Source organism: Pseudoduganella sp. R-43 (assembly GCF_049913255.1).
Taxonomy (GTDB): Bacteria; Pseudomonadota; Gammaproteobacteria; order Burkholderiales; family Burkholderiaceae_D; genus Rugamonas.
In genome coordinates, this window is record NZ_CP183988.1 from 537,833 (window position 1) to 563,926 (window position 26,094).

At 67.9% G+C, this 26,094-nt stretch carries 18 protein-coding genes; 11 read left to right on the plus strand and 7 right to left on the minus strand.

Translation table 11 applies throughout. The annotated features are described in order from the left end of the window. Positions 1 to 8 precede the first annotated feature (8 nt). A complete protein-coding gene (gene prsR / locus ACN9M3_RS02565; protein ID WP_426167261.1) occupies positions 9 to 1,370 on the plus strand; it encodes a PEP-CTERM-box response regulator transcription factor in 1,362 nt (453 codons plus the stop codon). 18 nt (positions 1,371 to 1,388) lie between these two features. Here the strand turns inward: prsR and ACN9M3_RS02570 are convergent, their stop codons facing one another. The 7 genes from ACN9M3_RS02570 to ACN9M3_RS02600 form a co-directional block, all read right to left on the minus strand. Further along, complete coding sequence (locus ACN9M3_RS02570; RefSeq protein ID WP_426320362.1) at positions 1,389 to 3,818, minus strand: hypothetical protein; 2,430 nt, start codon at positions 3,816 to 3,818, stop codon at positions 1,389 to 1,391. Further along, positions 3,815 to 4,588 carry a tetratricopeptide repeat protein gene (locus ACN9M3_RS02575; protein ID WP_426167265.1) on the minus strand — a complete coding sequence of 258 codons (774 nt, stop codon included), beginning with the start codon at positions 4,586 to 4,588 and terminating at the stop codon, positions 3,815 to 3,817. Before ACN9M3_RS02575 ends, ACN9M3_RS02570 begins: the two co-directional genes overlap by 4 nt. After that, positions 4,585 to 5,889, minus strand: a complete 1,305-nt coding sequence (locus tag ACN9M3_RS02580) for a glycosyltransferase (protein ID WP_426320364.1) — start codon at positions 5,887 to 5,889, stop codon at positions 4,585 to 4,587. The genes ACN9M3_RS02575 and ACN9M3_RS02580 overlap by 4 nt, the downstream gene beginning before the upstream one ends. After that, positions 5,871 to 6,755, minus strand: coding sequence for a hydrolase 1, exosortase A system-associated (locus ACN9M3_RS02585; protein WP_426320366.1), 885 nt, complete (start codon positions 6,753 to 6,755; stop codon positions 5,871 to 5,873). The genes ACN9M3_RS02580 and ACN9M3_RS02585 overlap by 19 nt, the downstream gene beginning before the upstream one ends. After that, a complete protein-coding gene (locus tag ACN9M3_RS02590; protein WP_426320368.1) occupies positions 6,748 to 7,587 on the minus strand; it encodes a hydrolase 2, exosortase A system-associated in 840 nt (279 codons plus the stop codon). Before ACN9M3_RS02590 ends, ACN9M3_RS02585 begins: the two co-directional genes overlap by 8 nt. After that, positions 7,587 to 7,835, minus strand: coding sequence for an acyl carrier protein (locus ACN9M3_RS02595; protein WP_426167273.1), 249 nt, complete (start codon positions 7,833 to 7,835; stop codon positions 7,587 to 7,589). Before ACN9M3_RS02595 ends, ACN9M3_RS02590 begins: the two co-directional genes overlap by 1 nt. Positions 7,836 to 7,973: 138 nt before the next feature. Next, a complete protein-coding gene (locus ACN9M3_RS02600; protein ID WP_426167275.1) occupies positions 7,974 to 10,271 on the minus strand; it encodes a GNAT family N-acetyltransferase in 2,298 nt (765 codons plus the stop codon). Between the two features lie 166 nt (positions 10,272 to 10,437). On the opposite strand from ACN9M3_RS02600, the gene ACN9M3_RS02605 reads away from it, so the two are divergent. From ACN9M3_RS02605 to pepA, 10 genes are all read left to right on the plus strand, one after another. Continuing rightward, complete coding sequence (locus ACN9M3_RS02605) at positions 10,438 to 12,021, plus strand: acyl-CoA ligase (AMP-forming), exosortase A system-associated (protein ID WP_426320371.1); 1,584 nt, start codon at positions 10,438 to 10,440, stop codon at positions 12,019 to 12,021. Then, complete coding sequence (locus ACN9M3_RS02610; protein WP_426320373.1) at positions 12,018 to 13,265, plus strand: pyridoxal-dependent decarboxylase, exosortase A system-associated; 1,248 nt, start codon at positions 12,018 to 12,020, stop codon at positions 13,263 to 13,265. The genes ACN9M3_RS02605 and ACN9M3_RS02610 overlap by 4 nt, the downstream gene beginning before the upstream one ends. Positions 13,266 to 13,280: 15 nt before the next feature. Continuing rightward, positions 13,281 to 15,119, plus strand: coding sequence for an asparagine synthetase B family protein (locus tag ACN9M3_RS02615; protein WP_426167281.1), 1,839 nt, complete (start codon positions 13,281 to 13,283; stop codon positions 15,117 to 15,119). Positions 15,120 to 15,144: 25 nt separating this feature from the next. Then, positions 15,145 to 17,901 (plus strand): XrtA/PEP-CTERM system TPR-repeat protein PrsT, encoded by a 2,757-nt coding sequence (prsT, locus tag ACN9M3_RS02620; protein WP_426320375.1) that lies wholly within the window; start codon positions 15,145 to 15,147, stop codon positions 17,899 to 17,901. Between the two features lie 338 nt (positions 17,902 to 18,239). Continuing rightward, positions 18,240 to 19,001, plus strand: a complete 762-nt coding sequence (locus ACN9M3_RS02625) for an N-acyl amino acid synthase FeeM domain-containing protein (RefSeq protein WP_426320377.1) — start codon at positions 18,240 to 18,242, stop codon at positions 18,999 to 19,001. 73 nt (positions 19,002 to 19,074) lie between these two features. Next, positions 19,075 to 21,864, plus strand: a complete 2,790-nt coding sequence (prsT, locus tag ACN9M3_RS02630; RefSeq protein ID WP_426320379.1) for an XrtA/PEP-CTERM system TPR-repeat protein PrsT — start codon at positions 19,075 to 19,077, stop codon at positions 21,862 to 21,864. A gap of 5 nt (positions 21,865 to 21,869) precedes the next feature. Further along, complete coding sequence (locus ACN9M3_RS02635; RefSeq protein WP_426320381.1) at positions 21,870 to 22,742, plus strand: ThiF family adenylyltransferase; 873 nt, start codon at positions 21,870 to 21,872, stop codon at positions 22,740 to 22,742. Next, on the plus strand, positions 22,739 to 23,794 hold the full coding sequence (locus tag ACN9M3_RS02640) for a molybdopterin biosynthesis protein MoeY (RefSeq protein WP_426320383.1): 1,056 nt from the start codon (positions 22,739 to 22,741) through the stop codon (positions 23,792 to 23,794). The genes ACN9M3_RS02635 and ACN9M3_RS02640 overlap by 4 nt, the downstream gene beginning before the upstream one ends. Positions 23,795 to 23,808: 14 nt before the next feature. Next, positions 23,809 to 25,017, plus strand: a complete 1,209-nt coding sequence (locus ACN9M3_RS02645; protein ID WP_426167293.1) for a glycosyltransferase — start codon at positions 23,809 to 23,811, stop codon at positions 25,015 to 25,017. 158 nt (positions 25,018 to 25,175) lie between these two features. Further along, the gene (gene pepA, locus ACN9M3_RS02650) at positions 25,176 to 26,069 is read left to right on the plus strand and encodes a flocculation-associated PEP-CTERM protein PepA (protein WP_426167295.1); all 894 of its coding nucleotides are present in this window, start codon (positions 25,176 to 25,178) and stop codon (positions 26,067 to 26,069) included. Positions 26,070 to 26,094: the final 25 nt, after the last annotated feature.

The window sequence follows — 26,094 nt, forward strand, 5'->3', positions numbered from 1 at the left end:
GACCTGTTGTGAGCCAGAGCAAACCCAAGCTGTTGATTATCGAAGACGATCCCGGCCTGCAAAAGCAGCTCAAGTGGAGTTTCGACGACTACGACGTGGTCGTGGCGGGCGACCGCGAAGCGGCGCTGGCCCAGTTGCGCCGCCACGAGCCGGCCGTCTGCACCATGGACCTCGGCCTGCCGCCCGACCCGGACGGCGCCACCGAGGGCCTGGCCACGCTGCAGCAGATCCTGGCGCTGGCGCCGGACACCAAGGTCATCGTCCTGACCGGCAACCAGGACCGCGCGCACGCGGTGCAGGCGATTGCCATGGGCGCCTACGACTTCCACCAGAAGCCCTGCGAACCGGAACTGCTGGCGCTGGTAATCCGGCGCGCCTTCTTCCTGCACGGCCTGCAGCAGGAAAACCGCCGCATGCAGCAAGGCGGCGCCGACACCCCGCTGGCTGGCATCATCTCGCGCGACCCCGGCATGCTGAAGGTGTGCCGCCAGGTGGAAAAAGTGGCGCCCAGCTCGGCCACCACCATGGTGCTGGGCGAATCGGGCACCGGCAAGGAAGTCATCGCGCGCGCCCTGCACCAGGGCAGTCCGCGCGCCAAGGAACGCTTCATGGCCATCAACTGCGCGGCGATTCCCGAAACCCTGCTCGAATCGGAGCTGTTCGGCTACGAGAAGGGCGCCTTCACCGGCGCCGTGAAGCAGACCAAGGGCAAGGTGGAAGCGGCCAACGGCGGCACCTTCTTCCTGGACGAAGTGGGCGACCTGCCGATGCCGCTGCAAGCCAAGCTGCTGCGCTTCCTGCAGGAGCGCGTGATCGAGCGCGTCGGCGGCCACGAGGAAATCCCGGTCGACGTGCGCATCGTCTGCGCCACCCACCAGAACCTGAAAGAGCTGGTGAAGGCCGGCCGCTTCCGGGAAGACCTGTATTACCGCCTGTCGGAAATCGTGCTGACCATCCCGCCGCTGCGCGAGCGCGACGGCGACTCGGTGCTGCTGGCGCAGCACTTCAAGAACCGCTTCTGCGCCCAGGAAGGGCGCGGCAACCTGCACTTTTCCCCCGACGCCCTGGCCCAGATTGCCCACCATGACTGGCCGGGCAATGTGCGCGAAATGGAAAACTGCATCAAGCGCGCCATCATCATGGCCGACGGCCCGGCCATCACGGCCGACGACCTCGGCCTGTCGGGCGCGCCGGTGGAGGAAGAGCCGTTCAACCTGCGCCAGGTGCGCGACGAAGCCGAATACCGCGCCATCGTGCGCGCGCTGGCCCGCGTCGAAGGCAATATCGTCAAGGCTTCCGAACTGCTGGGCGTGTCGCGCCCGACCCTGTACGACTTGCTGGAGCGCCACGCCATCAAGGCCTCCTCCTGAGCGGGCGCGCCCCGCTACTCAGCCAGGGACGGCGTCGGCGCCCTCGTCTTCGGCTTCGGCCCGCTGGCGGCGCACCTTGATGCGCTTGCGCGCCGGCTTCAGGCTGCCCGCCAGGGCCACCAGCAGGAACACGATGGTCAGGCGCGGCACGTCGGTGATGGAATCGAACAGCCCCACCATCATGCAGCCGGTCAGCGCGGCCAAGCTGACCGCGGCATAGCTGTCGCCGGCCAGGCCGCGCGCCATCATCCGTCCGCCCAGTGCCAGCAAGAGGAAGGCGGTGGCCAGCGCGCCCACCCAGCCCAGCTCGAACAGCTGGTTGACCGCGAAATTCTTCACGTGCCAGGGCATGTGGTTGCGGTCGCTGCTGAAGAACCAGAAATCGTTGCCGCCGCTGAAGCTGCCATTACGGATCAGTTCGCGGTCGGTGCCGGCTTCCACCAGGCTCACATTGTCGACTTCCAGCGGCGCCTTGTGCGAATGGTTGTACAGCTCGAGCACCAGCGGCGCGCCCCAGCTGCTGCGTGCGCCGCGCACCGGCAGTTCGCCTTCCACGCTTTGCCAGCCATCGACCAGGGACATGGCCTGGAATTTCACCACGCTGCAATCCTGCGGATAGATCAGCCAGCGCTGGCACACCATCGCCACCGGCAGCGCGTCGGCACTCTTGCGCCGGATGTCCAGCCGCAGGCGGTAATGCTGGCCCGGCTGGACATCGACGTGCTGCAGCATGCGCAGCACCTCGCCCCAGCCGCGCGCATACTGGGCTGCGCCCAGCAGCAGGAAGCGGTTGCCCGCTTCTTCGGCATAGCTGAACGTGCCCGGCACTTCGCCTTGCGTGTTGTGCCACATGTAGGCAGTCGGGAAGCGGCCCAGGCCCTGGCCGAACGCGGTCGTCATGGCCGTGTCGTCCATCATGCCCAGCGCATCGCTCCAGTGCGCCACGCGCACGCCCAGGTCGTTGCCCACGGTGGCAAAGCGGCTGCCGGTGTAATAGCTGCTGGAAATCGGTATCAGGGCCGCAAACACGATGGCGCTGAAGAAGCCCACGGTCAGGGTGCCGCGGTTGAGCTGCCATGGCCGTTGCGGCAGCAGGCGGCCGGCGCCCATGGCCAGGGCCAGCACGATGGCCAGGGCGATGCCGGGCAGGGCTTCGTTGCCGCCATAATGGCGCGCCACCAGGGCCGCCGCCAGCGCCTGCGCCGGCAGGGCGGCCGCCAGCAGCAGCACGCCCCAGGGGCGTTGCGGCGCCGGCCCGGCGGCCAGCAGGGCCGCCCCGCCGCCGGCGCACAGCAGGGCGATGGCGTATGCCAGGTAGGGCCCCTTGGCCAGCGGACTGGCCGAGCCGAGCATGCCGATCAGCCCCACCAGCAAGAGCAGCACCAGGCCCAGGCCGGCTGCCGCCGGCGGCTTGGGCAGGCGCGGCGCGGCGCCTCCCAGCAGCAGGGCGGTGGCCAGCAAGCCCAGCGCAGCGCCCAGGCCGCGGTAGCCGCCGTGGACAAACACCTGGCCCAGTACCCAATAGCTGAGCACCAGCAGCATCAAGGCGGCTGCCATGTTGCGCAGGGACAGGGTGCCGCCGCGCAAATGATGGGCCGAGCCCAGCCCCACGATGACGGCGCCGGCCGCGGCATACGCCAGGTAAATATCGCGCGAGAAGGTGGTCAGCCCGGCAAACAGCCCCAGGCCCAGCGCCGCCAGCCCCAGCGCCAGGCGGCGCGGCGGCGGGTGGTTGACCAGCCAGAGCGTGACGAAGGGGAAGGCCATCGCCAGGTAGGCATCGAGCGCCGCGCCGCCGGTATGCATGGCGGAAAACGGCGCCGTGGGGCGGTAGTCGCTGGAAAAATTGAACAGGCCGGGGAAGGCCATGCGCTCCCAGACCACGGCCAGGCTGCAGGCCACCAGGCCCAGGATCATGCCAGGCACCAGCAGGCGCTGCAGGTTGCTGCCCTGCTCGCCGGCGGTTGCGCGCAGCAGCGGCAGCAAGAGCAGCGGCCACAGCACGCCTTTCAGCACCCGCAAGCCATTATAGGGACTGGTGTAGTTGGCGAAGGCATTGGCATCGAGCGGCGCCAGCGGCATCACGCCGCGCCAGGCCGCCACCAGGTAGCACAGCGCGAACAGGCCCAGCGCGAAGCGCGCCAGGCCGGGCAGCTTGGCGGGCGCGGGCGCGCGTCCCACGGCCCAATAGCCGGCGGCACAGGTGGCCAGCAGCAGCAAGTCCAGTTCTTCCAGGAAGAACCAGCCGGTCCAGGGGGCAAAGTCCAGCACTGGCAGCAGGGCCGGCACGGCCAGCAGCCAGGCTTGCGGACGCCACAGCAGCAGCGCCATGTAGCCGCTGAGCAGCATGGCCAGCGGCAGGCGCGGCGCCGGATACACGCTGGCAGCTGCCATCAGCAGCAGCAGGGCGGCGAACGCCGCGCCGCGCCGCGCCAGCAGCCGCATCATGGCTTGACGGGCGCTGGCGCAGTGGCTGCCGAGGCCGGGGCGGCGGCGGCGCCGGCGGGTTCGCCGGCGCTGTTGCCGGCCTTGTCCTCGCCCTTGGCTTCCGGCTTGCTTTCCCCTTCAGGCGCTACCTCGGCCTTTTCTTCGGGCGGCGCTGGCGGCGGTTCCACCCATTTGCCGGCCTTGACCAGGGTCTGCTTCAGTGCCGGCAGCGGGAACTGCAGGGCGTAAGCCTTCTGGGCATAAGGCAGGGCCTGCTCGAACTTCTTCTGCTTGGCATAGATCAGGCCGATGTTGTAGTTGATGGCCGGGTCTTCCGGCGACAGCTCGAGTGCCTTTTGCAGCATTTCCATCGCCTGGCCCTGGCGCTCCTTGGCATAGGCAAAGCGCGCATACATCAGCCAGGCGTTGCTGTCGTCGGGGAAGAAGCGTACCGCACGCTCGAAATAGCATTCGATCGGCAGCTTGGCGCCCTCGATGATGCCGCTGCGGTTGCGCGGCGCCAGGCGCAAGGCGGTGTTCAGCGCCCGCGGATGGTTGGGGATGTGCAGCAGCGTGTATTCGAGGTCGGCGCCGAGCACGCTCGATTCGCCGCGGATGCCCTGCTCGATATCGTCGGTAAAGTGGCGCGCATGCACCAGCTTGATAAAGTAATCCGGCACGGTGCGGAAGTCGTGCTGGCCATTGGTGGCTTCGCCGCAGACCATGCGGGCGCTGCCGGGTACGGCAATGGCGTATAGGATGGCGGCCAGCGCCAGGAAACGGGTTTTCATACTTCCTCCGTGGAGCCGGCCGGGGCCGGCAGGGCCTGCGATTGGGGCAGCACGCTGTCGAGCATGCGTGCCAGTTCAACGGTGCGCGCCTGGCGCGATGCCGCGGCCACGGCGGCCGGCGCCGGCAGGGGCGCCTGGCCGGCGCGTGCCCGCTGCAGGAAGTGTAGCAGGCCGCGCTTGATGCCTTCGCTGTCGTCCAGCGGGGCGATGGTATCGACCCCGGCCGCGCGCAAGGTGGCGGCGGTATCGCCGACGGCATCGGTCAGGGCCAGGATCGGACGGCCGGCGCGCAGGTATTCATACAGCTTGGCCGGGATCTGGTGGTTGCAATTGCTGGCCTGCAGCACCAGCAAGCCGTCGGCCGCCAGCATTTCCGCCAGCGCCGCCTGGTAGGGCACGTGCGGCGCCAGGCTGACCAGGTCGCTGATCCCGTGCTCGGCCAGCAGGGCGCTGACGTAGTCGTCGTGGGCGGTGGCGCGCAGCACGATGTGCAGCTGGCTGGCATCGATGGCGCCGGCCGCCTTCAGTTCGGACAGGGCGCGCACCAGCGGCACCGGGTCGCGTTCCGAGGGGTAGATGATGCCGCTGTGCACCAGGGTGAAGGGCTGGCCGGCCGGGCGCGCGTGGCCGGCAGCCTGGGCGCCGGCGCTGCGGAAGTTTTCCTCGTCGTAGCCGTTCTCCAGCATGGTGAAGCGGCTGCGCGGCAGTTCCGGATAGCGCGTGGTATAGGTCACCACCGCGCTCGGTGTATTGCAGACCACCAGCGCCGCGTTGTGCACCGCCTTGCGTTCGATCCAGCGCCAGATGGCGCGCACGCGTGCGTCGCGCGGGTAGTTGGTGTCGGTCATCGGGTCGCGGAAATCGACCACCCACGGCAGGCGGGTCAGCTTGTGGAGCACCAGGCCGATCAGGATGGCGCTGGCGATCGGGTGGGTGCTCCACAGCACTTGCGGACGGTATTGCCGCACCAGCGACAGCCCGGCCGGAATGGCGCCCAGGCACCAGCCGACAAAGCGGTCGGGCCAGGCCGTAAAGCCCAGGTAGCGGCCGCGCCAGGCCAGGTGGCGCCCGGAATCGAGGGCGAAGGCGCGCTTGACCACCACTTGCGGCGGGATTTCCGCCAGCTGGTCCGGGCCCTGGTTGACGTAGGCGCGCGGGTGCGCCGACAGCACCAGCGGCTGCCAGCCCAGGGCCGGCAGGTATTGGGCGAACTTGAGCGTGCGCTGGATGCCGCTGCTGCCGCGCAGCGGCGGGAAGTGGAACGCCACCATCAGCACGCGCTTTACCACGCCTGCACCCATTGCGCAGTCCAGTCGGCCACCTGGTCGCGCCAGGCGCGGGTGGAGAAGGTGTGGTCGGCGCCGGCCAGCGTATGCTGCTGCACGGCGGGGCCCGCCAGCAATTGCTGCCAGCGGCGCGAAGCCTTGGTCATGTCGAGGAACTCCTGCGCCGTCAGGTCGGCGCCACTGAAAATGAACAGGACGCGGCCGCGGAAGCGCTGCATGGCCTCCAGCAGGCGCGCCGGCAAGTCGGCACTGAGCGGCGGCGCGCTGCCGTCGCGCGGGATGGCCGGCGCCGCCTGCGCGGGGGCGGCGGCCGGCGCCGGCTGGCGTGCCGCGCCCAGCATCCCGAGCAGGGAGCGCAAGGCGGCTCCGGCGGCAAAGCGGCCGCTGGCCACCTTGCGCCACAAGGCCGGATCGCACAGGCGCTGCCAGTAATAATGCTTGAGGGTGCTGCGCGCCAGGCCGGCGGCCGTGCGGGCCCAGGGATTGAGCAGCACCAGGCCGCGCACGCGCGCGTCGCGATGGCCGTAGAACAGGGCGGCAGCGGCGCCGTCGCACAAGCCCCACAGCACCACTTCGCGCAGGCCGGGCACGGCAGCCTGGAAAGCGTCGATGGCGGCAGCGACATCGGCATCGACCTGCTCGAAGCCGCGCGCGGCGCCGTCGCTGTCGCCCATGCCGCGATAATCGAAGCGCAAGACCGGGATGCCGCGCGCGGCCAGCTGGCGCGCCAGCAGGGTGAACTGGCGGTGGCTGCCGGCGCGGTACTGCGGCCCGCCGACAATCACCAGCACGCCGCGCGTGGCCGGGCCGGGCGCCGGGCTGAGGATGCCGACCAGGGTGTCGCCGCCGCAGGCAAAGCTGAGGGCCTGGTCGTCACGCATGGCAAGCCTCGTCCAGCAGCGCGCAGGTGGCAGCCAGCAGGGCCGGCGCTTCGGCGATCTCCTGGGTGGCCCAGAACTGGGGGCCGGGTGCCAGGCGGGTGGCGGCAACGACGCCGGCCTCCTGCCAGGCCTTCAGCACGCGTGCCGCCGCCGGCGGCAGCGGGCGGCCCGCGTCCGCGACCACTTCGCACCAGTGCACCGGGCAGGGCGGCGGCAGGCGGCTGGCATCCAGGCCGTCGAAGCCCAGGGCCAGCGCCGGCGCCAGCGTATAGCCGGCAATTTCCAGCGCTTCGCCGCGCGCCAGGGCGGCGCGCAAGGCGGCCGTGCCGCCTTCGCCAGCCTGCTCGCCCAGCATCCGGGCGGCGACTTTCAGGCGCAGGAACTGGGTCAGGTGGGCGCTGCCCTGCAGCACCGGTTGCCACAGCAGCAGCGCCGAAGGCGGGACGGCGGCGCGGCTGGCATGGTCGAGCGCCAGCAGGGCGCCCAGGCGCAGGCCCCACAGGCCGGGCGGCTGCGCCAGCGCCGGCCCCAGGGTGGCCGCCAGCCATTGCAAGCCGGCAGCGACATCGGCCAGCCAGCTGTCCCAGCTGGCGTCGCCGAAATCGCCGGCGCTGTCGCCGCAACCGTGCAGGTCGAGCTGCAGCACGGCATACCCCTGGCGCGCCAGGGCAGCCGCCTGCAGCGCCGCCATGCGGCGCGCCTTGTTCATTTCTTCGCCCAGCGGCGGCAGGTACAGCCAGGCGCCGCGGCAGGGGGCTTGCGGGGCATGGTACAGCCCGAAGCGGGCCGCGCCGCCCTGGCCGAGGAACAGGGGCTGTACCGGCGCCGCCATTACGCCGTCAGCTTGTGCTGCACGAAGGCGGCCAGGCTGCCCAGGGTGGCAAAGGTGGCCGCGTCGATTTCATCATCGTCGATGCTGAAGCCGAACTGTTCTTCCAGGGCGCCGATCAGTTGTACCACGGCCATCGAATCGAGCTCGGGCAGGCTGCCCAGCAGGGCCGAGTGTTCGGTCAGGCTGCGTCCGGCGGGACCGAGGGCCAGCACATCGGTCAGGATGGTCTTTACTTCTTCCAAATACATGCGTTACTCCGTAGCAGCAATAAAAGTGACATGGTACATGGTCCGGGCAGCCGGCGGCCATCTGTCGCCACTTGCATATTGTGCATCATTGTTATCGATTATGGAACAGCGCCGCCCTGCCCTTGGCAGGTGGCCCGCTCAGCCCGGCGCCACGGCCAGTCCGCTGCCGTGGCCGGCGCGGCGCTGGCGCAACAGGCCGCGCACGGCAAGGTACAGGCGCAGCGCGGGCGCCAGCACATGGCGCCGGTTCAGCACTTCCAGCGTAAAGCAGGGATTTTCCTGCTCCATCCAGAGGCCCTTGTAGGGATCGGCGCCCAGCATGAAATCGATGCGCTCGACCTGGTCGTGCCGGTAGACGTATTCGATCAGGTGCCCGGTCAGCAGGCTGCCGGGCGAGAAGCGGTCGGCGTTGCAATCCTGGGCCAGCTTGAAGATATGGGCCACGCCCTCGTTGACCAGCCACAGCTGGCTGGCCACCACCTGCTGGTCCAGGTACAGCAGGCCCAGGCGCAGGTAGCCGCGCGCGGCGCTCCAGTGCATCAGCCAGTCAATGAAGGAGCGCGACGGCTCTCGCCCCTTCCAGCTATGGCTGTAGGTCGACCAGTAATGTTCCACCTGTTGCGCGGTGGGCGCGGTCACCACTTCGAAGCGGTGCGCTTCGCGGGCCAGCGCCTTGCCCTTGCGCTTGAGGGTGTTCAGCAGTTGCGAGGGGCGCTTGGCCCAGTAGCTGTCCAGGTCGGGCGCATAGGCCGAATAATTGGCCGACAGCGGCACGCGCTGCACGGCATGGCCCTGGGCGGCCAGGCCTTCGCTGGCCTGGTCGGCCTGCTGCAGGCTGGCCGGCGCCGCGCTCAGCTTGAGCCAGCCCTTGTCGAGCTGGTCCAGCGCCTGCAGCAGCAATTGCCAGCTCTGCTGCGGCGACAGCAGCGCGCGGTCGATGAACAGGCCGACGCAGGGCGAGTAGAAATTGCTCAGCAGGCGAACTTCCATGCTGCGCAGCAGGCCCGGCAGCCGTTCCACCGGCACCGCCAGGCAGGGCTGCTCGCCGCGCCAGGCAAACACCCAGCTGAAGCGGCGGCCGCTGTCCGGGTGGACTTCGCGCTCGAATTTCACCAGCGCTTCATACCAGTCCAGGGTGCAGAACAGCGGGTCTGGCTGGTGCGCGCGCAGCCATCCGGCCAGCTCGGGCGGCAAGGGCTGGTCCATCGGCAGCTCACGCACGCGCAGGGCGTTGCCGCGCTGTTCGCGCGCCTTGCCTTGCAGGCGCTGCAGGCGTGCCCGCAGGCGCCATGCCAGGCCGACCCGGCAGGCCTGCAGGAAGGGCCGCGGGTCGCTGGCGCGCCAGTAGGTGAAGGCCGGCCGCTTGCCGCCGTAGGGCCGCAGCGTGCGCTGGGCGCGCACGGCGCGCCAGTAGGACAGGGTGTCGTTCTCGGCGTCAAACCAGGTGACCGGGCCGCGCAGCGTGCCCGGCCGGGCACGCTGGCCGAGGGCAAGCTGGAATTCCTGGTAGACCTGGTTGAAGCCGGCCGCCACGCACAGCTCGAGCCAGAAGTCGGTGCGCCCGACCGTCGGCTCGATGACCCAGAAGCTGCCGTCCGGAGCGCGCTTGAGTTCAAGCGAGACCGGGCCCGACATGTCGAGGCCGGCGAAGAACTGGCGCGTCAGGGCCAGCACTTGCGGCTCGTCGACGCTTTCCGCCACCGTGGTCTGGCCGCGCGCCGGCGGGAAGGAGGCGATCTTGCGGCCGACCATTTCCTGCACCACTGCGCCGCGGTCGAGCACGAGGGCGCCGAAATACAGGCTCTGGTCGTCGCCGGCAATGTACTCCTGGGCCAGGATCGGCAAGTCGCCCTGGTATTGCTGCAGCAGGGCAAGCAGTTCGGGCAGGGCCTGCGCCAGCGCCGTCTTGAACGAGGACAGCGGGCGCGCCGGTTTCAGGATCACAGGGTAGCGGAAGCCGGCCACCGCGGCCTCGGCCTCCTCGACGCTGAGCAGGGTGGCCGAGCGCGGATAGTTCAAGCCCTGGCTGCGGGCCGCCTGCTCCAGTTCGTTCTTGCGCTGCAGCCGCAGCACATGCTGCGCGCAAGCGGCCCAGCTCAGCAGATAGTGCGGACGCAACTGTTCCAGGCCCTCGCCCATCTGGCGCACATGGGTATCGTTGCTGGGAAAGAGCACCACCTGGCGGTCTTGCGGCAGGCGCGCGCGCAGGCTGGCCAGGGTTGGCACCAGGTCGCTCATCTCGGCTTCGCTGCACAGGAATGTGTGCTCGATGGCATTGCTGCGTACGCCCGGCCGCCACGCATCCTTCTCCAGCGCGTACACTTCCACTCCCGCCTCGTGCAGGCCGCGCACCACGGACAAGCCGTGGCTGCACAGGCCGACCACCAGGGCGATTGCCGGCTTTTGCGGCGACGACGAGCTAACAGGATTTTTCACAACGCAGTTTGATTTTGCACAGAAAACCATATATTAAATGCAATACTCTTGCTTGTGCGAGGATTGTTGCAACAATCCTGCACCTGCCGCCGTTTGCAGGGTGATGTACGGCAAGGATCCTATATTTTTGCAATATAATTAATGCAATCCCTATTGACGAAGTAATATGAGCGACCTGATCCATCAATTTATTTTTGCTTCGGCGCAACGCACACCCCAGGCCGAAGCCCTGGTCTACGGTGAGCGCCGCCTCGACTATGCCGCCCTGGCAGCCGCCGTGCAGGGCGCTGCCGATGGCCTGCTGGCGCGCGGCCTGCAGCGCAGCGAACGGGTCGCCGTCTACCTGGAAAAGACTATCGAGAACGTGGCCGCCATGTTTGGCGCGGCCCGCGCCGGCGGCGTCTTCGTGCCGGTCAATCCCCTGCTCAAGCCGGAGCAGGTCGGCTACATCCTGGGCGACTGCAATGTGCGGGTGCTGGTCACCTCGGCCGACCGCCTGCGCCTGCTGGCCGACATCCTGCCCTCCTGCCCCGACCTGCATACGGTGATCGTGACCGGCAAGGCGCAAGAGCTGCCCAGCTTCCCGCACCTGCACGTGCTGCCCTGGGCCGCTGCCATGCAGGACGCGCCGCCGGCCGCCGCCCACCGCTGCATCGACACCGACATGGCCGCCATCCTGTACACCTCGGGCAGCACCGGCCGCCCGAAAGGCGTGGTGCTGTCGCACCGTAATATGGTGGCCGGCGCCGTCAGCGTCTCCACCTACCTGGAGAACACGCCGGCCGACCGCCTGCTGGCCGTGCTGCCGCTGTCCTTCGACTACGGCCTGTCGCAGCTGACCACGGCCTTCCGCGTCGGCGCCACGGCGGTGCTGATCAACCACCTGTTCGCCAAGGATGTGCTGAACGCCGTGGTGGCGGAGAAAATCACCGGCCTGGCCGCCGTGCCGCCGCTGTGGATCCAGCTGGCGCCGCTGGCCTGGCCGGCCGACTGCACGCTGCGCTACCTGACCAATTCCGGCGGCGCCATGCAGCGCGCCACCCTCGACGCCCTGCGCGCCGCCCTGCCCAATGCCCAGCCTTTCCTGATGTATGGCCTGACCGAGGCCTTCCGCTCGACCTACCTGCCGCCGTCCGAACTGGCGCGCCGCCCCGACTCGATGGGCAAGGCCATCCCGAACGCGGAAGTGATGGTGCTGCGCCCGGACGGCAGCGAATGCGCGCCCAATGAGCCGGGCGAACTGGTGCACCGCGGCGCCCTGGTGTCGCTGGGCTACTGGAACGACCCGGCCAAGACGGCCGAGCGCTTCAAGCCCTACGCCTCGCCGCAATACGGCTTGCCGCTGGTGGAGATGGCGGTGTGGTCGGGCGACATCGTGCGCCGCGACGAAGAAGGCTTCCTGTATTTCATCAGCCGCAACGATGAAATGATCAAGACTTCCGGCTACCGCGTCAGCCCGACCGAGGTGGAAGAGGTGGTGTATGCGCGCGACAAGGTCGGCGAGGCGGCGGCGCTGGGCGTCAAGCACCCGGGCCTGGGCCAGGCCATCGTGCTGCTGGCCTACCCGCGCGCCGGCGAGAGCTTCACCGAGGCCGAGCTGCTGGCCGCCATCAAGCCGCACCTGCCGGCCTATATGCATCCGCAGAAGGTGGTGGTGTCGGCCACGCCGCTGCCGCGCAATCCGAACGGCAAGATCGACCGCAAGCTGCTGTCGACCCAGTACGAGCATATCTTCGCGGAGGGCGCATGAGCATGGACACCCCGCGGGTGCGCCCGCAGCACGCCCCGCTGCTGCAGTTCGCCGTCGACAATGATTGCCTGCTGATCGGCGGCATCCCGCTGCCGCGCCTGGCGGCCCGCGTCGGCCAGACCCCGTTCTACGCCTATTCGCGCGCCGCCATGACGCAGCGCGTGGCCGAACTGCGCGCGACCCTGCCGCACGACGTGCAGCTGCATTACGCCATGAAGGCCAACCCGATGCCGGCCGTGGTGCAGCACATGGCCACCCTGGTCGACGGCATCGACGTCGCTTCCGGCGGCGAGCTGCGGGTGGCGCTCGACACCGTGATGGCGCCGGCCAAGATCAGCTTTGCCGGCCCGGGCAAGGGCGAGGCCGAGCTGTCCTGCGCCATTGCCGCCGGCATCGTGCTGAACCTGGAATCGGAGGGCGAGATGGAGCGCGCCGCCGTGCTCGGCCAGCGCCTGGGCATCGTGCCGAAAGTGAACGTGCGGGTGAACCCGGACTTCGAGCTGAAATCGTCCGGTATGAAGATGGGCGGCGGCCCCAAGCAGTTCGGGGTCGACGCCGAGCGCGTGCCGGCCATGCTGGCGCGGATCGGCGCGCTGGGCCTGGATTTCCATGGCTTCCACATCTTCAGCGGCTCGCAGAACCTGAAGGCGGCCGCGCTGCAGGAGGCGCATGAAAAGACCTTTGCGCTGGCGCTGCGCCTGGCCGAGGCGGCGCCGCGCGCGCCGCGCATCCTGAACATCGGCGGCGGCTTCGGCATTCCCTATTTCCCGGGCGAAGAGCGGCTCGACCTGCCAGCGGTGGGCCGGAACCTGGCGCGCATCATGGATCAAGTGCGGCCGCGCCTGCAGGGCGCCGAAGTGGTGATCGAGCTGGGCCGCTACCTGGTGGGCGAAGCCGGCGCCTATGTCTGCCGCGTGGTCGACCGCAAGGAATCGCGCGGCCAGGTCTTCCTGGTGACCGATGGCGGCCTGCACCACCACCTGTCGGCCTCCGGCAATTTCGGCCAGGTGATCCGCAAGAATTATCCGGTGCTGATCGGCAACAGGGTGGCCGGCGGGCCGCGCGAGCTGGCCTCGGTGGTCGGCCCGCTGTGCACCCCGCTTGACTTGCTGGCCGACCAGATGGAACTGGGCCAGGCGCAGGCAGGCGACCTGGTGGTGGTATTGCAATCGGGCGCCTATGGCGCCACGGCCAGCCCGGCGGCTTTCCTGAGCCACCCGGCGGCGGTCGAAGTCTTCGTGTAAGCGGAAGGGAAGCGTATGAGCGGGATCTGTGGATGGATAGGGCTGGCCGCTGCGCCGGAATTGCTGCAGCAGATGGCGGCGCCGCTGCTGCGCTTCGACCAGGGCACGCTGCATGCCCGGTCCGGCCTGCGCAGCGGCGTGGCCGTGGCCGCGCTGGACGGCAGCGCCGACGTGTTCCAGCGCGACGGCCTGCTGGTGGCCCTGTGGGGCCAGCCGCGCCTGGTCGACCCGGGGCTGGCGGCCCAGGCTGCCGGCCAGGGCGTGGCTGCCACTGTCGCCACGCTGTGGGCGCAGGGCGCGCAGCGCACCTGCGCCCAGCTGCATGGCTGCTTCACCCTGGCCATCCTCGATGAACGCAGCGGCGAAGCCTTGCTGGCCACCGACCGCATGGGCATCCAGCCGCTGAGCTGGCAACTGGCCGGCGAAACCCTGGTCTTCGCCAGCTCGGCCGATGCGCTGGTGCGCCACCCGCTGACGCCCGGCGTGCTCGACCACCAGGGCTTGTACAACTACGTGTATTTCCACATGGTGCCTTCGCCCGGCACCGTCTACCAGGGCCAGCAGCGTTTGCTGCCCGGCCGCTACCTGCATTACCGGCAGGGCCGCGTCGAAGAGCACACCTACTGGCGCATGCAATTCGAGGAAGAGGGCAAGCGCACGTTCGGTGAGCTGCAGGAGGAATTCCTGGCAGTGCTGCGCCACAGCGTCAAGGACGCGGTGGGCGACCGCAAGGTCGGCGCCTTCCTGTCGGGCGGCACCGACAGCTCGACCATCGCCGGCTTGCTGACCCAGGTGGGTGGCGTGGCGGCCGATACCTACTCAATCGGTTTCGAAGCCCAGGGCTACGACGAGATGGAATACGCGCGCATCGCCTCGCGTCATTTCGGCACCCGGCACCATGAATACTATGTGACGCCGGACGACGTGGCGAACGCCATCCCGCAGGTGGCGGCCGTGTTCGACCAGCCCTTCGGCAACGCCTCGGCGGTGCCGGCTTTCTACTGCGCGCGCATGGCCAAGGCCGACGGCGTGCAGCGCATGTTCGGCGGCGATGGCGGCGACGAACTGTTCGGCGGCAACGAGCGCTATGCCAAGCAGCATGTGTTCGAGCTGTACGAGCGGGTGCCGCGCCTGGTGCGCAAGGCCCTGCTGGAACCGGCCGTGTTCAACTTCCCCGGCGGCGAGCGGGTGCGCCTGCTGCGCAAGGCGCGCAGCTATATCGAGCAAGCCTCGGTCGGCATGCCGGCGCGCCTGGAAACGTATAACCTGCTGGGCCGCTATGGCCCGCAGCAAGTGTTCACCGACGACTTCCTGGCCGCCGCCGACATCGGCAACCCGATTGCTACCCTGGAACGCAACTATGGCCGCAGCGAAGCGCGCTCCCTGATCAACCGCATGCTGGCGCTGGACTTGCAGATCACCCTGGCCGACAACGACTTGCCGAAAGTGATGAAGGCTTGCGAGCTGGCCGGCGTGGAAGCGGCCTTCCCCTTCCTGCACGACGCGGTTGTGGCTTTTTCGGCCGGCCTGACCCCGCAGCAGAAGCTGAACGGCACCCAGTTGCGCTGGTTCTTCAAGGAAGCATTGCGCGGTTTCTTGCCTGATGCCATCATCACCAAGCAGAAGCACGGTTTCGGCCTGCCGTTCGGCGTCTGGCTGCAGCAGCACCAGGCCTTGCAGCAGCTGGCCGCGGACAGCCTGAGCGACCTCAAGGCGCGCAAGGTGGTGCGCGGCGACTTCATCGAACAGCTGGTCGGCACCCACCTGAAAGAGCATGCCGGCTACCATGGCACCATGGTCTGGGTGCTGATGATGCTGGAGCAATGGTTCCGTGCCCACCGCAACGCATCATAACGAGATTACCAAACTGAGGGAGAACATGGCACATCGCGTAACCCGGCTGGCCGTCGCCGCCACCCTGGCCGCCGGCGCATTGCTGGCCGGCTGCAAATCGGACACCCCGGAAAGTCTGCTGGCCGACGCCAGGCAGCTGCAGCAGAAAGGCGACCGCAAGGGCGCCCAGATCCAGCTCAAGAATGCGCTGGCCAAGGACCCCAATAACGGCGAGGCGCGCTACCAGCTCGGCAAGCTGTCGCTGCAGATGGGCGACCCGGCCTCGGCGGAAAAGGAAGCGCGCCGCGCCCTCGAACTGAAATACCAGCCGGCCGAGAGCGAACTGCTGCTGGCCGAGGCGCTGCTGCGCCTGGGCGACTTGCAGAAGATGCTCGATGAAACGGAAAAGTTCCAGCAAAGCCCGGCCCTGCTGGCCTTGCGCGGCGAAGCCCTGATCGGCCTGCGCAAGCTCGACGAGGCGAAAAAGCAATTCCAGTCGGCCCTGGAAGCCGAGCCCAATAGTGCCGACGCGCTGACCGGCATGGCGCGCCTGGCGGCCATCGGCAACGACCTGGAGGGCGCGCGTGCGCTGACCGAGCAGGCCATTGCCAAGGATGGCGCCAACATCAATGCGCTGACCTTCAAGGGCGAGTTGCTGCGGGCCCAGTCCAAGCCGGAAGAAGCGCGCGCCGCGTTTGCCGAAGTGATCAAGCTGGACCCGACCAATAGCGGCGCCAACCTGGAACAGGCTTATCTCGACATCGTGGCCGGCAAGTTCGATGCCGCCCAGGCTGCCATCAACGCGGCCAAGAAGACGGCGCCGCGCAGCCTGAGCACCTTGTACACCCAGGCCCTGCTCGACTATTCGCGCGGCAATTACAAGGCGGCGCGCGACAACCTGCAGGCGCTGGCCAAGAGCGCGCCGAACCATCCGCCCAGCCTGCTGCTCTCGGGCGCGGTGGATTTCCAGCTGGGCAACCTGAAGCAGGGCGAAGCCAAGCTGCGCACCTATACGGAAATGGACCCGGGCAATGCCTTCGCCCGCAAGCTGCTGGCGGCGACCCTGCTGCGCGGCAGCAACCCGGCCGAAGCCCAGAAAGTGCTGGAGCCGGCCCTGAAGGGCCCGGTCAGCGATGTCAGCCTGCTGGAACTGGCGGCCCAGGCCCACCTGCTGCAGCGCGAACCGGCCAAGGCGGTCTCCCTGCTGGAACAGGCCGTCGAGCTGAATCCGAAACGCGCCGCCAGCTACATCGCGCTGGGCGGCGCCCGCGTGGCGCTGGGCGAGCGCGACAAGGGCATCGCCATGCTGAACAAGGCGCTCGAGCTGGAGCCCGGCTCCCTGCCGGCCGCCACGGCGCTGGCGCGCACCCAGCTTGCCATGGGCAACTACGACCAGGCCCTGGCCGTGCTGGCCAAGCAGGAAGCCGCGCACGGCAAGGAGCCGGAGTTGTACGTGCTGCGCGGCCACGTGCTGCTGGCCAAGCAGGACAAGGCAGGCGCCCGCGCTGCCTTCAGCAAGGCGGTGGAACTGGCGCCGGCCAGCTATGCCGCGGTGGTCACCCTGGCCCAGCTCGAGCTCATGGAGCAAAAGCCGGAGGCGGCGCGCCAGCACATGCTGAAGCTGCTGGACAAGGATAAGGACAATGTCGCTGCCATGACCGCCCTGGCCCAGATGGCCGAGCGCGCCAGGAAGCGCGACGAAGCGGCGCAGTGGCTGGAAAAAGCCGCCACGGTCGATCCCGATGCGCTGGTGCCGGCCGTGCGCCTGGGCGCCCATTATCTGCTGAACAGCCAGGGGGCCAAGGCCGCCGAGCATATGCGCAAGGTGCTGCTGGTGCACCCGGCCGCGCCGCTGGCGCTGGAAGTCATGGGCCGTGCCCAGCAGATGTCCGGCGACCTGGACGGCGCCTATGAAACCTATAGCAAGCTGGCTGGCGCAGCGCCCAGGGCGGCGCAGGCCCAGCTGTACCTGGCCAGCGTCCAGGTGCAGAAAAAGGATTTGCCGGGCGCCCAGGCCAGCGTGAAGAAGGCGCTCGGGCTGGACCCGGATTCGGTGCCGGGCCATATGATGCAGGCCGACCTGGCCGTGCTGCAGGGCAAGCCGGACGAGGCCCTGGCCATCGCGCGCAAGCTGCAAAAATCCCAGCCCAAGCTGCCCAGCGGCTTCCTGCTGGAGGGCGACCTGCAGCTGAGGGCCGGCAAGCCGGCGCTTGCCGTGGCGCCTTACCAGCAAGCGTACGCCTTGGCGGCGCGGCCGGAATTGCTGCTCAAGCTCACCTCGGCCCTGCGCGCCGCCAACCGCGCCGCCGACGCCGATGCCCAGGTGGCCGCCTGGCGCAAGACGCATCCGGACGAACCGTTCGGCCTCATGTATGCAGCCGAGCAAAACATCGCGGCCAAGCAATACAAGGCTGCCATCGGCCAACTGGAAACCGTGCTGGCCAAGCAGCCCGAGAACGTGCTGGCGCTGAACAACCTGGCCTGGTCCTACCAGCAGGACAAGGACAAGCGCGCCCTGGCCACGGCCGAGAAGGCGCAGCAGCTGGCCGGCGACAACCCGACCATCATGGATACCCTGGGCTGGATCCTGGCCGAGCAGAACCAGCTCGACCGCGCCCTGGCGATCCTGAAGAAGGCCAGTGAGCTGGCGCCGAAAGCTGCCGATATCCGCGGCCACTATGCGGCCACGCTGTGGAAAAAGGGCGACAAGGCTGGCGCGCGCAAGGAATTGCAGGCCGCCATGGCCGACGCCCGCTTCGCCCAGACCGACGAAGCACGTGACTTGCAAAAGCAATTTGAATAAGTAACAACTTCTGCACCCTGCAACCCGCATGCGCTTGGCCGCATGCGGGCACTCTTCCTCTCAGTCTATTGTGCAGTTGAAAACAATAGAGTCTTTTTCACAACATTTACTTCATGGGTATTGTGTGGCGGGCGCTAGCATGCCACCATGTGTGGAGTTGGTAATTTTTACATAACTCGCTTGCAATCCGCTACATTTTCGTCCCGGCATCAATCGTGCGCGCCTCCGCAAGTGTAATCAACTATATTTTGCCGTTGAGCACGGCGTCCGCGCCGCTCGCCGTGCTCATTGGCCGTGGCCAGCCGTAAGGCTTGCGAGTGCCAAAGGAGGATACAGCCATGAATGGAACTGCTGTCCCAGTGCTGGAAGCCGAGCCTGTCCGCAAGACTCCAGCCGATTCCCATGCGCGCGCCACGCTCGAGGACTTGCTTCCGGAAAATATGGAAGACCTGGTCACCGACGAAAAATCATTTGGTATTCGCATGATCGATACGGTTGAAGGCCGCAGCAAGGCCAGCCTGCTAATCAATAAAATGTACTCCTGGCGGGGCTATGCCGGGACCCACAAGCTGACTGACGATCCGAACCGGATCACGCTCACCGCCAGCGACAAGGGCGAAGTGGTGGGCACCCTGACCTTGGGGCTGGACTCGCCAATCGGCATCATGGCCGATGAAATTTTCAAGGAAGAGGTCGATTCGGTGCGCATGATTCCGGGTGCCCGTGTCTGTGAAATCACCAAGCTGGCGTTCGACAATGGCGGCAGCAAATCGCAGATGGCTTCGCTGTTCCATCTGTCGGTGATTTATGCGCGCGACCTGCACCACTGCACCCACATCTTCATTGAAATCAACCCGCGCCACCGCCGCTTCTACGAAGCCATGCTCGGCTTCAAGCGCCTGGGGGAACTGAAGACCAACCCGCGGGTCGACGCCCCGGCCTACCTGCTGGTGGTGGAACTGGACTACGTCAGCCAGCAGATCGAGAAATACGGCGGCCAGGGCGCCGACATGGCCATGTCGGCGCGCTCGTTCTACCCGCTGTTCTATTCGCCGCGCGAAGAACGCGGCATTATCCAGCGCCTGAAGAACATCCAATAGTCTATTGAGATTTGATAGTCGATTGACAATTATTGTGGTATTGTCAATATCCTGATCACCTGCAGGGGTTTCCATGCCACGTCGCGAGAACCGGGGGGCGCAGCGCGCCCTCGCCATCTTCGGCAGCCTGATGCTGGCTGCCGGCCTGTCCGGCTGCCTCAAGTCCGAAACCAGCGCCACCCTGGTGGCGCAAGCCCAGCAGTTCTTGCAAAAGGGCGACAGCAGGGCAGCGCTGATCCAGCTCAAGAACGCCGCCGACAAGAGCCCGCAAGATGGCGAAATCCGGCTCCTGCTGGCGCGCGTCTACAACGACAACAGCGAAGCGGCCCTGGCCGAAAAGGAAGTGCGCAAGGCGCTCAGCCTCAAGGTCGAGCGGGCCCGGGCCTTGCCGCAACTGCTGCGTGCCCTGCTGGCGCAGGACAAGGCCAAGGAAGCGCTGGCCGTAAGCGAGGCCGATGCCGCCAGCGCCGGCCCGGCCCTGCTGGCCGTGCGCGGCGATGCCTGGCTGGCCCTGGGCGACGGCGCCAAGGCGCGCGAAGCCTATGCGCAAGCCCTGGCTGGCGAACCCGGCCAGGCCGATGCCCTGCTGGGCCAGGCGCGCCTGGCGCAACAGGCCGGCGATCGCGCCGCCGCCCTGGCGCTGGCCGAACAGGCGCTGCGCGCCCACCCGAAAGACTTGTCGGTGCTGCGCTACCAGGCGGCACTGCTGCGCCAGCTGGGCAGGAACGACGCGGCGCTGGCGGCGCTGGGCCAGGCGCTCAGCGTGCAGCCCGACCATCTGAATGCCCGCGTCGAGCGCACCGACTTCGAAATCGCCCTCAAGCAGTTCGACGCGGCCAAGGCCGATATCGCCGAACTGAACAAGCTGCGGCCCGATACCCTGCATGCGCTGTACCTGCAGGCTTTGCTCGACCATAACCAGGGCAGGTATACGGAAGCGCAGGGCAATCTGCTCAAGCTGCTGAAAGCGGCGCCCGGCCACCTGCGCACCATGCTGCTGGCCGGCGCCAATGAACTCAAGCTGGGCAATGCCACCGCGGCCCAGGGCTACCTGAACGCCTACCTGGAAAAGTACCCGGAAGACCTGTTCGCCCGCAAGCTGCTAGCCCAGTCCCTGCTCGGCACCCACCAGCCGGCCGAGGCGGCCGCAGCGCTGGCGCCGCTGTTGCGCAGCGGCGCCAGGGACCCGCAGTTGCTGGTGCTGGCCGGCGAATCGCACTTGCGCAACAAGGACTATGCCGCGGCCCAGCAGTATTTCGAACAGGCGGCGCAGGCATTGCCCAACGAAGCCACGCTGCACCTGTCGATCGGCCTGGCCCAGCTCGGCCAGCAGCAATATGCCAAGGCCGTCGAGCAGCTCGAGCGGGCCACCGAGCTCGACCCCAAATCGGAGCAGGCCGCGCTCTACCTGATCCACACTGAAATCAGCCTGCGCCGCTACGACAAGGCGCTGGCGGCGATCAAGGCTTACCAGGCCAGCCAGAAGGACAGCGCCATCGTGCGCAACCTGGAAGGCGGCATTTACCTGGCGCAAAAGAATGCGCCGGCCGCGCGCGCCGCCTTTGAACAAGCGGTGGCGCTGCAGCCCAAGCACCTGGCCGCCAACATGAACCTGGCCCAGCTCGACTTGCAGGACAAGCGGCCCGAAGCCGCCCGCCAGCGTTTCCAGACCGTGCTGCAGCACGACCCGCACAATGTCGGCGCCATGACGGCGCTGGCCGACATTTCCACCCAGCAGGGCAAGCAGGAAGAAGCGCTCGCCTGGCTGGAAAAAGCGGTGGCGGAAAAGCCCAAGGCCACCGAGCTGGGGACCCGCCTGGCCCACGCCTACCTGCAGGCCGGCCAGAACGCCAAGGCCACCACGCTGGCGCGCAAGCTGCAGGTGGAAGATCCGGCCAGCGCCTACCTGGCCGAATTGCTGGGCCAGGTGCAACTGGCCAACCAGGACGCCAGCGGCGCCCTGGAAAGCTTCGGCAAGATGGTGCAGCTGGAGCCGAAATCGGCGCGCGCCTGGTTCGGCATGGCCACCGCCCACCTGATGCTGAAAAATGCCACGGCCGCCAGCGGCGACTTGAAGAAAGTGCTGGCCATCGATCCGCAACACCGCCCGGCGCGCCTGGCGCTGGCTGAAATCGCGCAGCAGCAGAACCGCCCGGCCGAAGTGCTGGCCATCGCGCGCCAGATGCAGAAGGAGGCAGGGCAGCAGCCGGCCGGCTATGTGCTGGAGGGCGACCTGCTGGCGCGCCAGCAAAAATACAAGGAAGCCGTGGCCCTGTACGACAAGGCCTATGGGATTGAAAAGGATGGCCGTGTCATGCTGGCGCTGCACCGCACCCTGCTGGCGGCCGGCCTGCCGCGCGACGCCGACGCGCGCCTGGCGCAGCATCGCAAGGAGCAGCCGGGCGACCTGGCGGCCGCCATGTACGCCGCCGAACTGGCCCTGTCGCGCCAGCAATATGCCGCCGCGGCTGCCGACTTGGAGCTGGTGCTCAAGGCCGCGCCGGACAGCCCGGTGGCCCTGAACAACCTGGCCTGGGCCTATAGCCAGCTGAAGGACCCGCGCGCCCTGGCCACGGCCGAGAAGGCGCTGAAGGCGGCGCCGGACAGCCCGGCCGTGCTCGACACTACCGGCTGGCTGATGGTCGGCAAGGGCGACACCGGCCGCGCGCTGCCGCTGCTGAAGCGGGCCAGCACGCTGCAACCGTCCAATGCCATGCTGCGCTACCACCTGGCGGTCGCGCTCAACCAGTCGGGCGACAAGAAGGCCGCCAGGGCCGAACTGGAAAAACTGGTGGCGGCCGGCACCCCGTTCCCCCACCTCGACGATGCGATCGCCCTGCTCAAGGGCTTGAACGGCAGCTAAGCGCGATGAGCGACGACTTCATCTACGGCAAGGCTTTCTCGCGCAACATCGGCTGGGTCACCGAAGCCGAGCAGGCCAGCCTGCGCGGCAAGCGCGTGGCCATTGCCGGCGCCGGCGGGGTGGGCGGGGTGCACCTGATGACCCTGGTGCGCCTGGGCGTGGGCGCCTTCCACATTGCCGACTTCGACAAGTTCGACCTGCCCAATTTCAACCGCCAGGTCGGCGCCATGCAGTCGACCCGCGGCTTGCCGAAGATCGAGGTGATGGCGCGCATGGCGCGCGACGTCAACCCCGAACTCGAGATCAGGATGTTCCCGGACGGGATCAATGCCGGCAACCTGGACGCCTTCTTCGAGGGCGTCGACATCTACATCGACAGCCTCGACTTCTTCGCCTTCGACATCCGCCAGCAGACCTTTGCCCTGTGCGCCCGGCGCGGCATCCCGGCCACCACGGTCGCGCCGCTGGGCATGGGCGCGGCGCTGCTGAACTTCCTGCCGGGCCGCATGACGTTCGAGGAGTATTTCGGCTGGGGCGACTTGCCGGAAGGCGACAAGGCGATCCGCTTCGTGGTCGGGCTGGCGCCGGCCGGCCTGCACCGGCCCTACCTGGTGGTGCCCTCGGCCGTCAATTTCGCCGAGCGGCGCGGGCCTTCGACCATCATGGCCTGCCAGCTGTGCGCCGGCATTGCCGCCACCGAGGCGCTGAAGATCCTGCTCGGGCGCGGCGACGTGCTGGCCGCGCCGCACGGCATGCAGTTCGATGCCTACCGCAACAAGCTGGTGCGCACCTGGCGCCCCGGCGGCAACAAGCATCCGATCCAGCGCCTGGCGATCATGATCGGCAAGCGCGCCTTTGCGAAAATGGCCCAATCATGACTACCATCGAACAGATCCTCGACCTGGCGCGCTGGGCGCCCAGCGGCGACAACACGCAGGTGTGGCGCTTCGAAATCGTGGCGCCGGACCATGTGGCGGTGCATTGCCACGACACGCGCGACCATGTGGTGTACGACCTGGACGGCCACCCCAGCCAGGTCGCGGTCGGCGCCATGCTGGAAACCATGGCGATTGCCGCCAGCGCCCACGGCCTGCGCGCCGATGCCGTGCGCCGCGCCGGCAGCCCGGACACCCATCCCGTATTCGACGTGCGCTTCACGCCCGATCCCGCCATCGCGCCCAGTGCCTTGCTGCCGGTGATCACCACGCGCAGCGTGCAGCGCCGCCCGCTCAGCACGCGGCCGCTGACGGCGCAGGAAAAGCAGGCGCTGGAAGCGGCGGTCGGCCCGGCGCACCAGGTGCAGTGGATCGAAGGCTTCGGCGGCCGCTGGGCGGCGGCGCGGCTGATGTTCAACAACGCCAAGCTGCGCCTGACCATGCCCGAGGCGTACGAGGTGCACCGCAGCATCATCGACTGGGGCAAGACGCACAGCCCGGACAAGGTGCCGGACCAGGCCCTCGGTGTCGACAACGGCACCCTGGCCCTGATGAAATGGGCCATGGTGAGCTGGGAACGGGTCAACACCATGAATACCCTGATGGGCACCTGGGCGCCGCGCCTGCAGATGGACTTGCTGCCCGGCATCGCCTGCGCCGCCCACTTCGTGATTCGCGCCAAGGCCGCGCCGGCCGGCATCGACGACTACGTGGCCGCCGGCCGCGCTACCCAGCGCTTCTGGCTGACGCTCACTGCGCTGGGCCTGCACATGCAGCCGGAAATGACGCCGCTGATCTTCGGCCGCTATGTGCGCAACGCCCTGCGCTTCACGCGCCTGGACAGGCTGCAGGAATCGGCGCGCCGGCTGTATGGCCAGCTCACCGGGGTGATCGGCGCGGCGCCGGAAACGGCCGTGTTCATGGGCCGGCTTGGCGCCGGCAAGGCGCCGAAGGCGCGCTCGCTGCGCAAGCCCCTGGCTGAATTGATGAAGTAAGCCGGTACCGCGCAATGACACGCAAGAAAATCCTGTTCCTGGCCGAAGCGGTGACCCTGGCACACGTGGGCCGCCCGCTGGCCCTGTCCGCCAGCCTCGACCGCGAACAGTACGAGGTGCACTTTGCCTGCGCCGAGCGCTACGCCTTTTGCTTCGAGGGCGCGGACCTGGTGCGCTGGACCATCCACAGCATCTCGAACCAGCAATTCCTGCAAGCCCTGGCGGACGGCAAGCCGGTCTATGATGCCGCCACCTTGGACGGCTACGTGGAAGAAGACCTGCAACTGCTGCGCCAGGTCCAGCCCGATATCGTGGTGGGCGATTTCCGCCTGTCGCTGTCGGTCAGCGCGCGCCTGGCCGGCGTGCCCTATGTTTCGCTGATCAATGCCTACTGGAGCCCGTATGTGCACCAGCGCTACATCGTGCCCAGCCTGCCGCTCACGCGCTTCTTGCCGATCGCGCTGGCCAATGCCCTGTTCAAGCTGGCGCGCCCGCTGGCCTTTGCCCTGCACACCATTCCCCTCAACCGGGTGCGGCGCCGGCATGGCCTGCCCTCGCTGGGCTGGGACCTGAACCGCGTCTACACCGACGCCGACCACACCCTGTATGCCGACGTGCCGCAGCTGTTCCCGCCGCACGACCTGCCGGCCAGCCACGCCTTCATCGGCCCCGTGCTGTGGTCGCCGCCGCTGCCGGTGCCGGACTGGTGGGACCAGTTGCCCACCGATCGCCCGCTGGTCTACGTGACCGTGGGCAGCTCGGGCCACGGCGCCTTGCTGCCCGCCGTGCTGCAGGCCCTGGCCGGCTTGCCGGTGACGGTGCTGGCCGCCACCGTCGGCATGGTCAAGCTCGATGCCGTGCCGGCCAATGCCCGGGTGGCCGACTTCCTGCCCGGCGAGGAGGCCGCGCGCCGCGCCGCCCTGGTGATCTGCAATGGCGGCAGCCCGACCAGCCACCAGGCGCTGGCGGCCGGGGTGCCCGTGGTCGGCATCGCCGGCAACCTCGACCAGTTCCTCAACATGGAGGGCATCGTTGCCGCCGGCGCCGGCGCCTTGCTGCGCGCCGACCGCTTCGATGGCGCCGCCTTGCAGCAGGCGGTGCAAGGCTTGCTGGCCACGCCGGCGGCTGGCCTTGCGGCGCGTCAACTAATGGACATATTCAGAAACTATCGCTCTTCGGAAGCGTTTAGCAAGTTACTGTCGAAAATCCTTACAAAGGCATAAGTTAGTATCAACGTGGTACTAACGGTAACAAGCCAAGGTATTGATTTCTAAGGAAACCGGGAAGTTGGCACAACTATTGCTCATAGGAGCTTGTGCCCGCTGCAAGGCCAGATAGCAGCAAAAGGTCAGACAGCCCCTTTTAACTCAGGAGTCAATCAATGAAGATTTTCCGCAAACTGCTCCCGCTCGCTACTGTAGCCGGCCTGTTGTTCGCTGCCGGTGCTGCACAGGCAGACGTGATCACCCCCTTCACCATCAAGGACGGCACCAACGTGCTGGCCACCAATGTCAATTCGCTGGACTGGGCCGAAACCGGCAGCGGCCTGGCCAAAGGCATCGGCCCCTTCGGTGCGCCGCTGGCGGTTGGCACCAAGTTCGACTTCCTGTACCAGGCAACCCTGGTGGGCAAGGCCGGCGGCACCGGCAGCCCATCCCTGGGCGGCAGGCTGGACGGTGAAGCGAACGGTTCGGCCGACGGCCTGTTCGAGATCACCATCGCTGCCCGCATGACCGAGGTGGTGTCGAGCGTGGTGCCAGGCCCCGGCGGCACCGCCACCGCCAACTTCAACCTGGCCCCGGGCCAGAACCAGGTCGCGATCTATTTCGACACCAACCAGAACGCCAACACCGCCACCGGCGTGGGCTTCGACGACGGCATCATGATCGCCCTGCTGACCATCGATACTAACTCGTCCGTGTTCCAGTTGCTGGCGCCTAACAATGGCCAGGGTTCCGCCCGCCTGCACGCCGGCATGCTGTCGCCCGGCGACTTCATCGACGCCAACTACCTGGAAGGCGTCACCAGCCTGCTGTTCGGCATCGATTTCCAGTCGAGCCTGAACTACCCGGCTGACACCTCGACCACCACCGGTTTCCACCGCAATGGCTCGAGCAATAACGGCGACCCGTTCGCGACCGACCTGGTGGCCGGCAACGACATCCTGTTCAAGGTGGACGGCTCGAACCGCTTCACCCGTGTGCCGGAACCAGGCACCATGCTGCTGATGGGCATTGGCCTGCTGGGCCTGGCTCGCCTGCGCCGCCGCGCCTGAGCTGCCGCAGGAAATCAATGGGGAC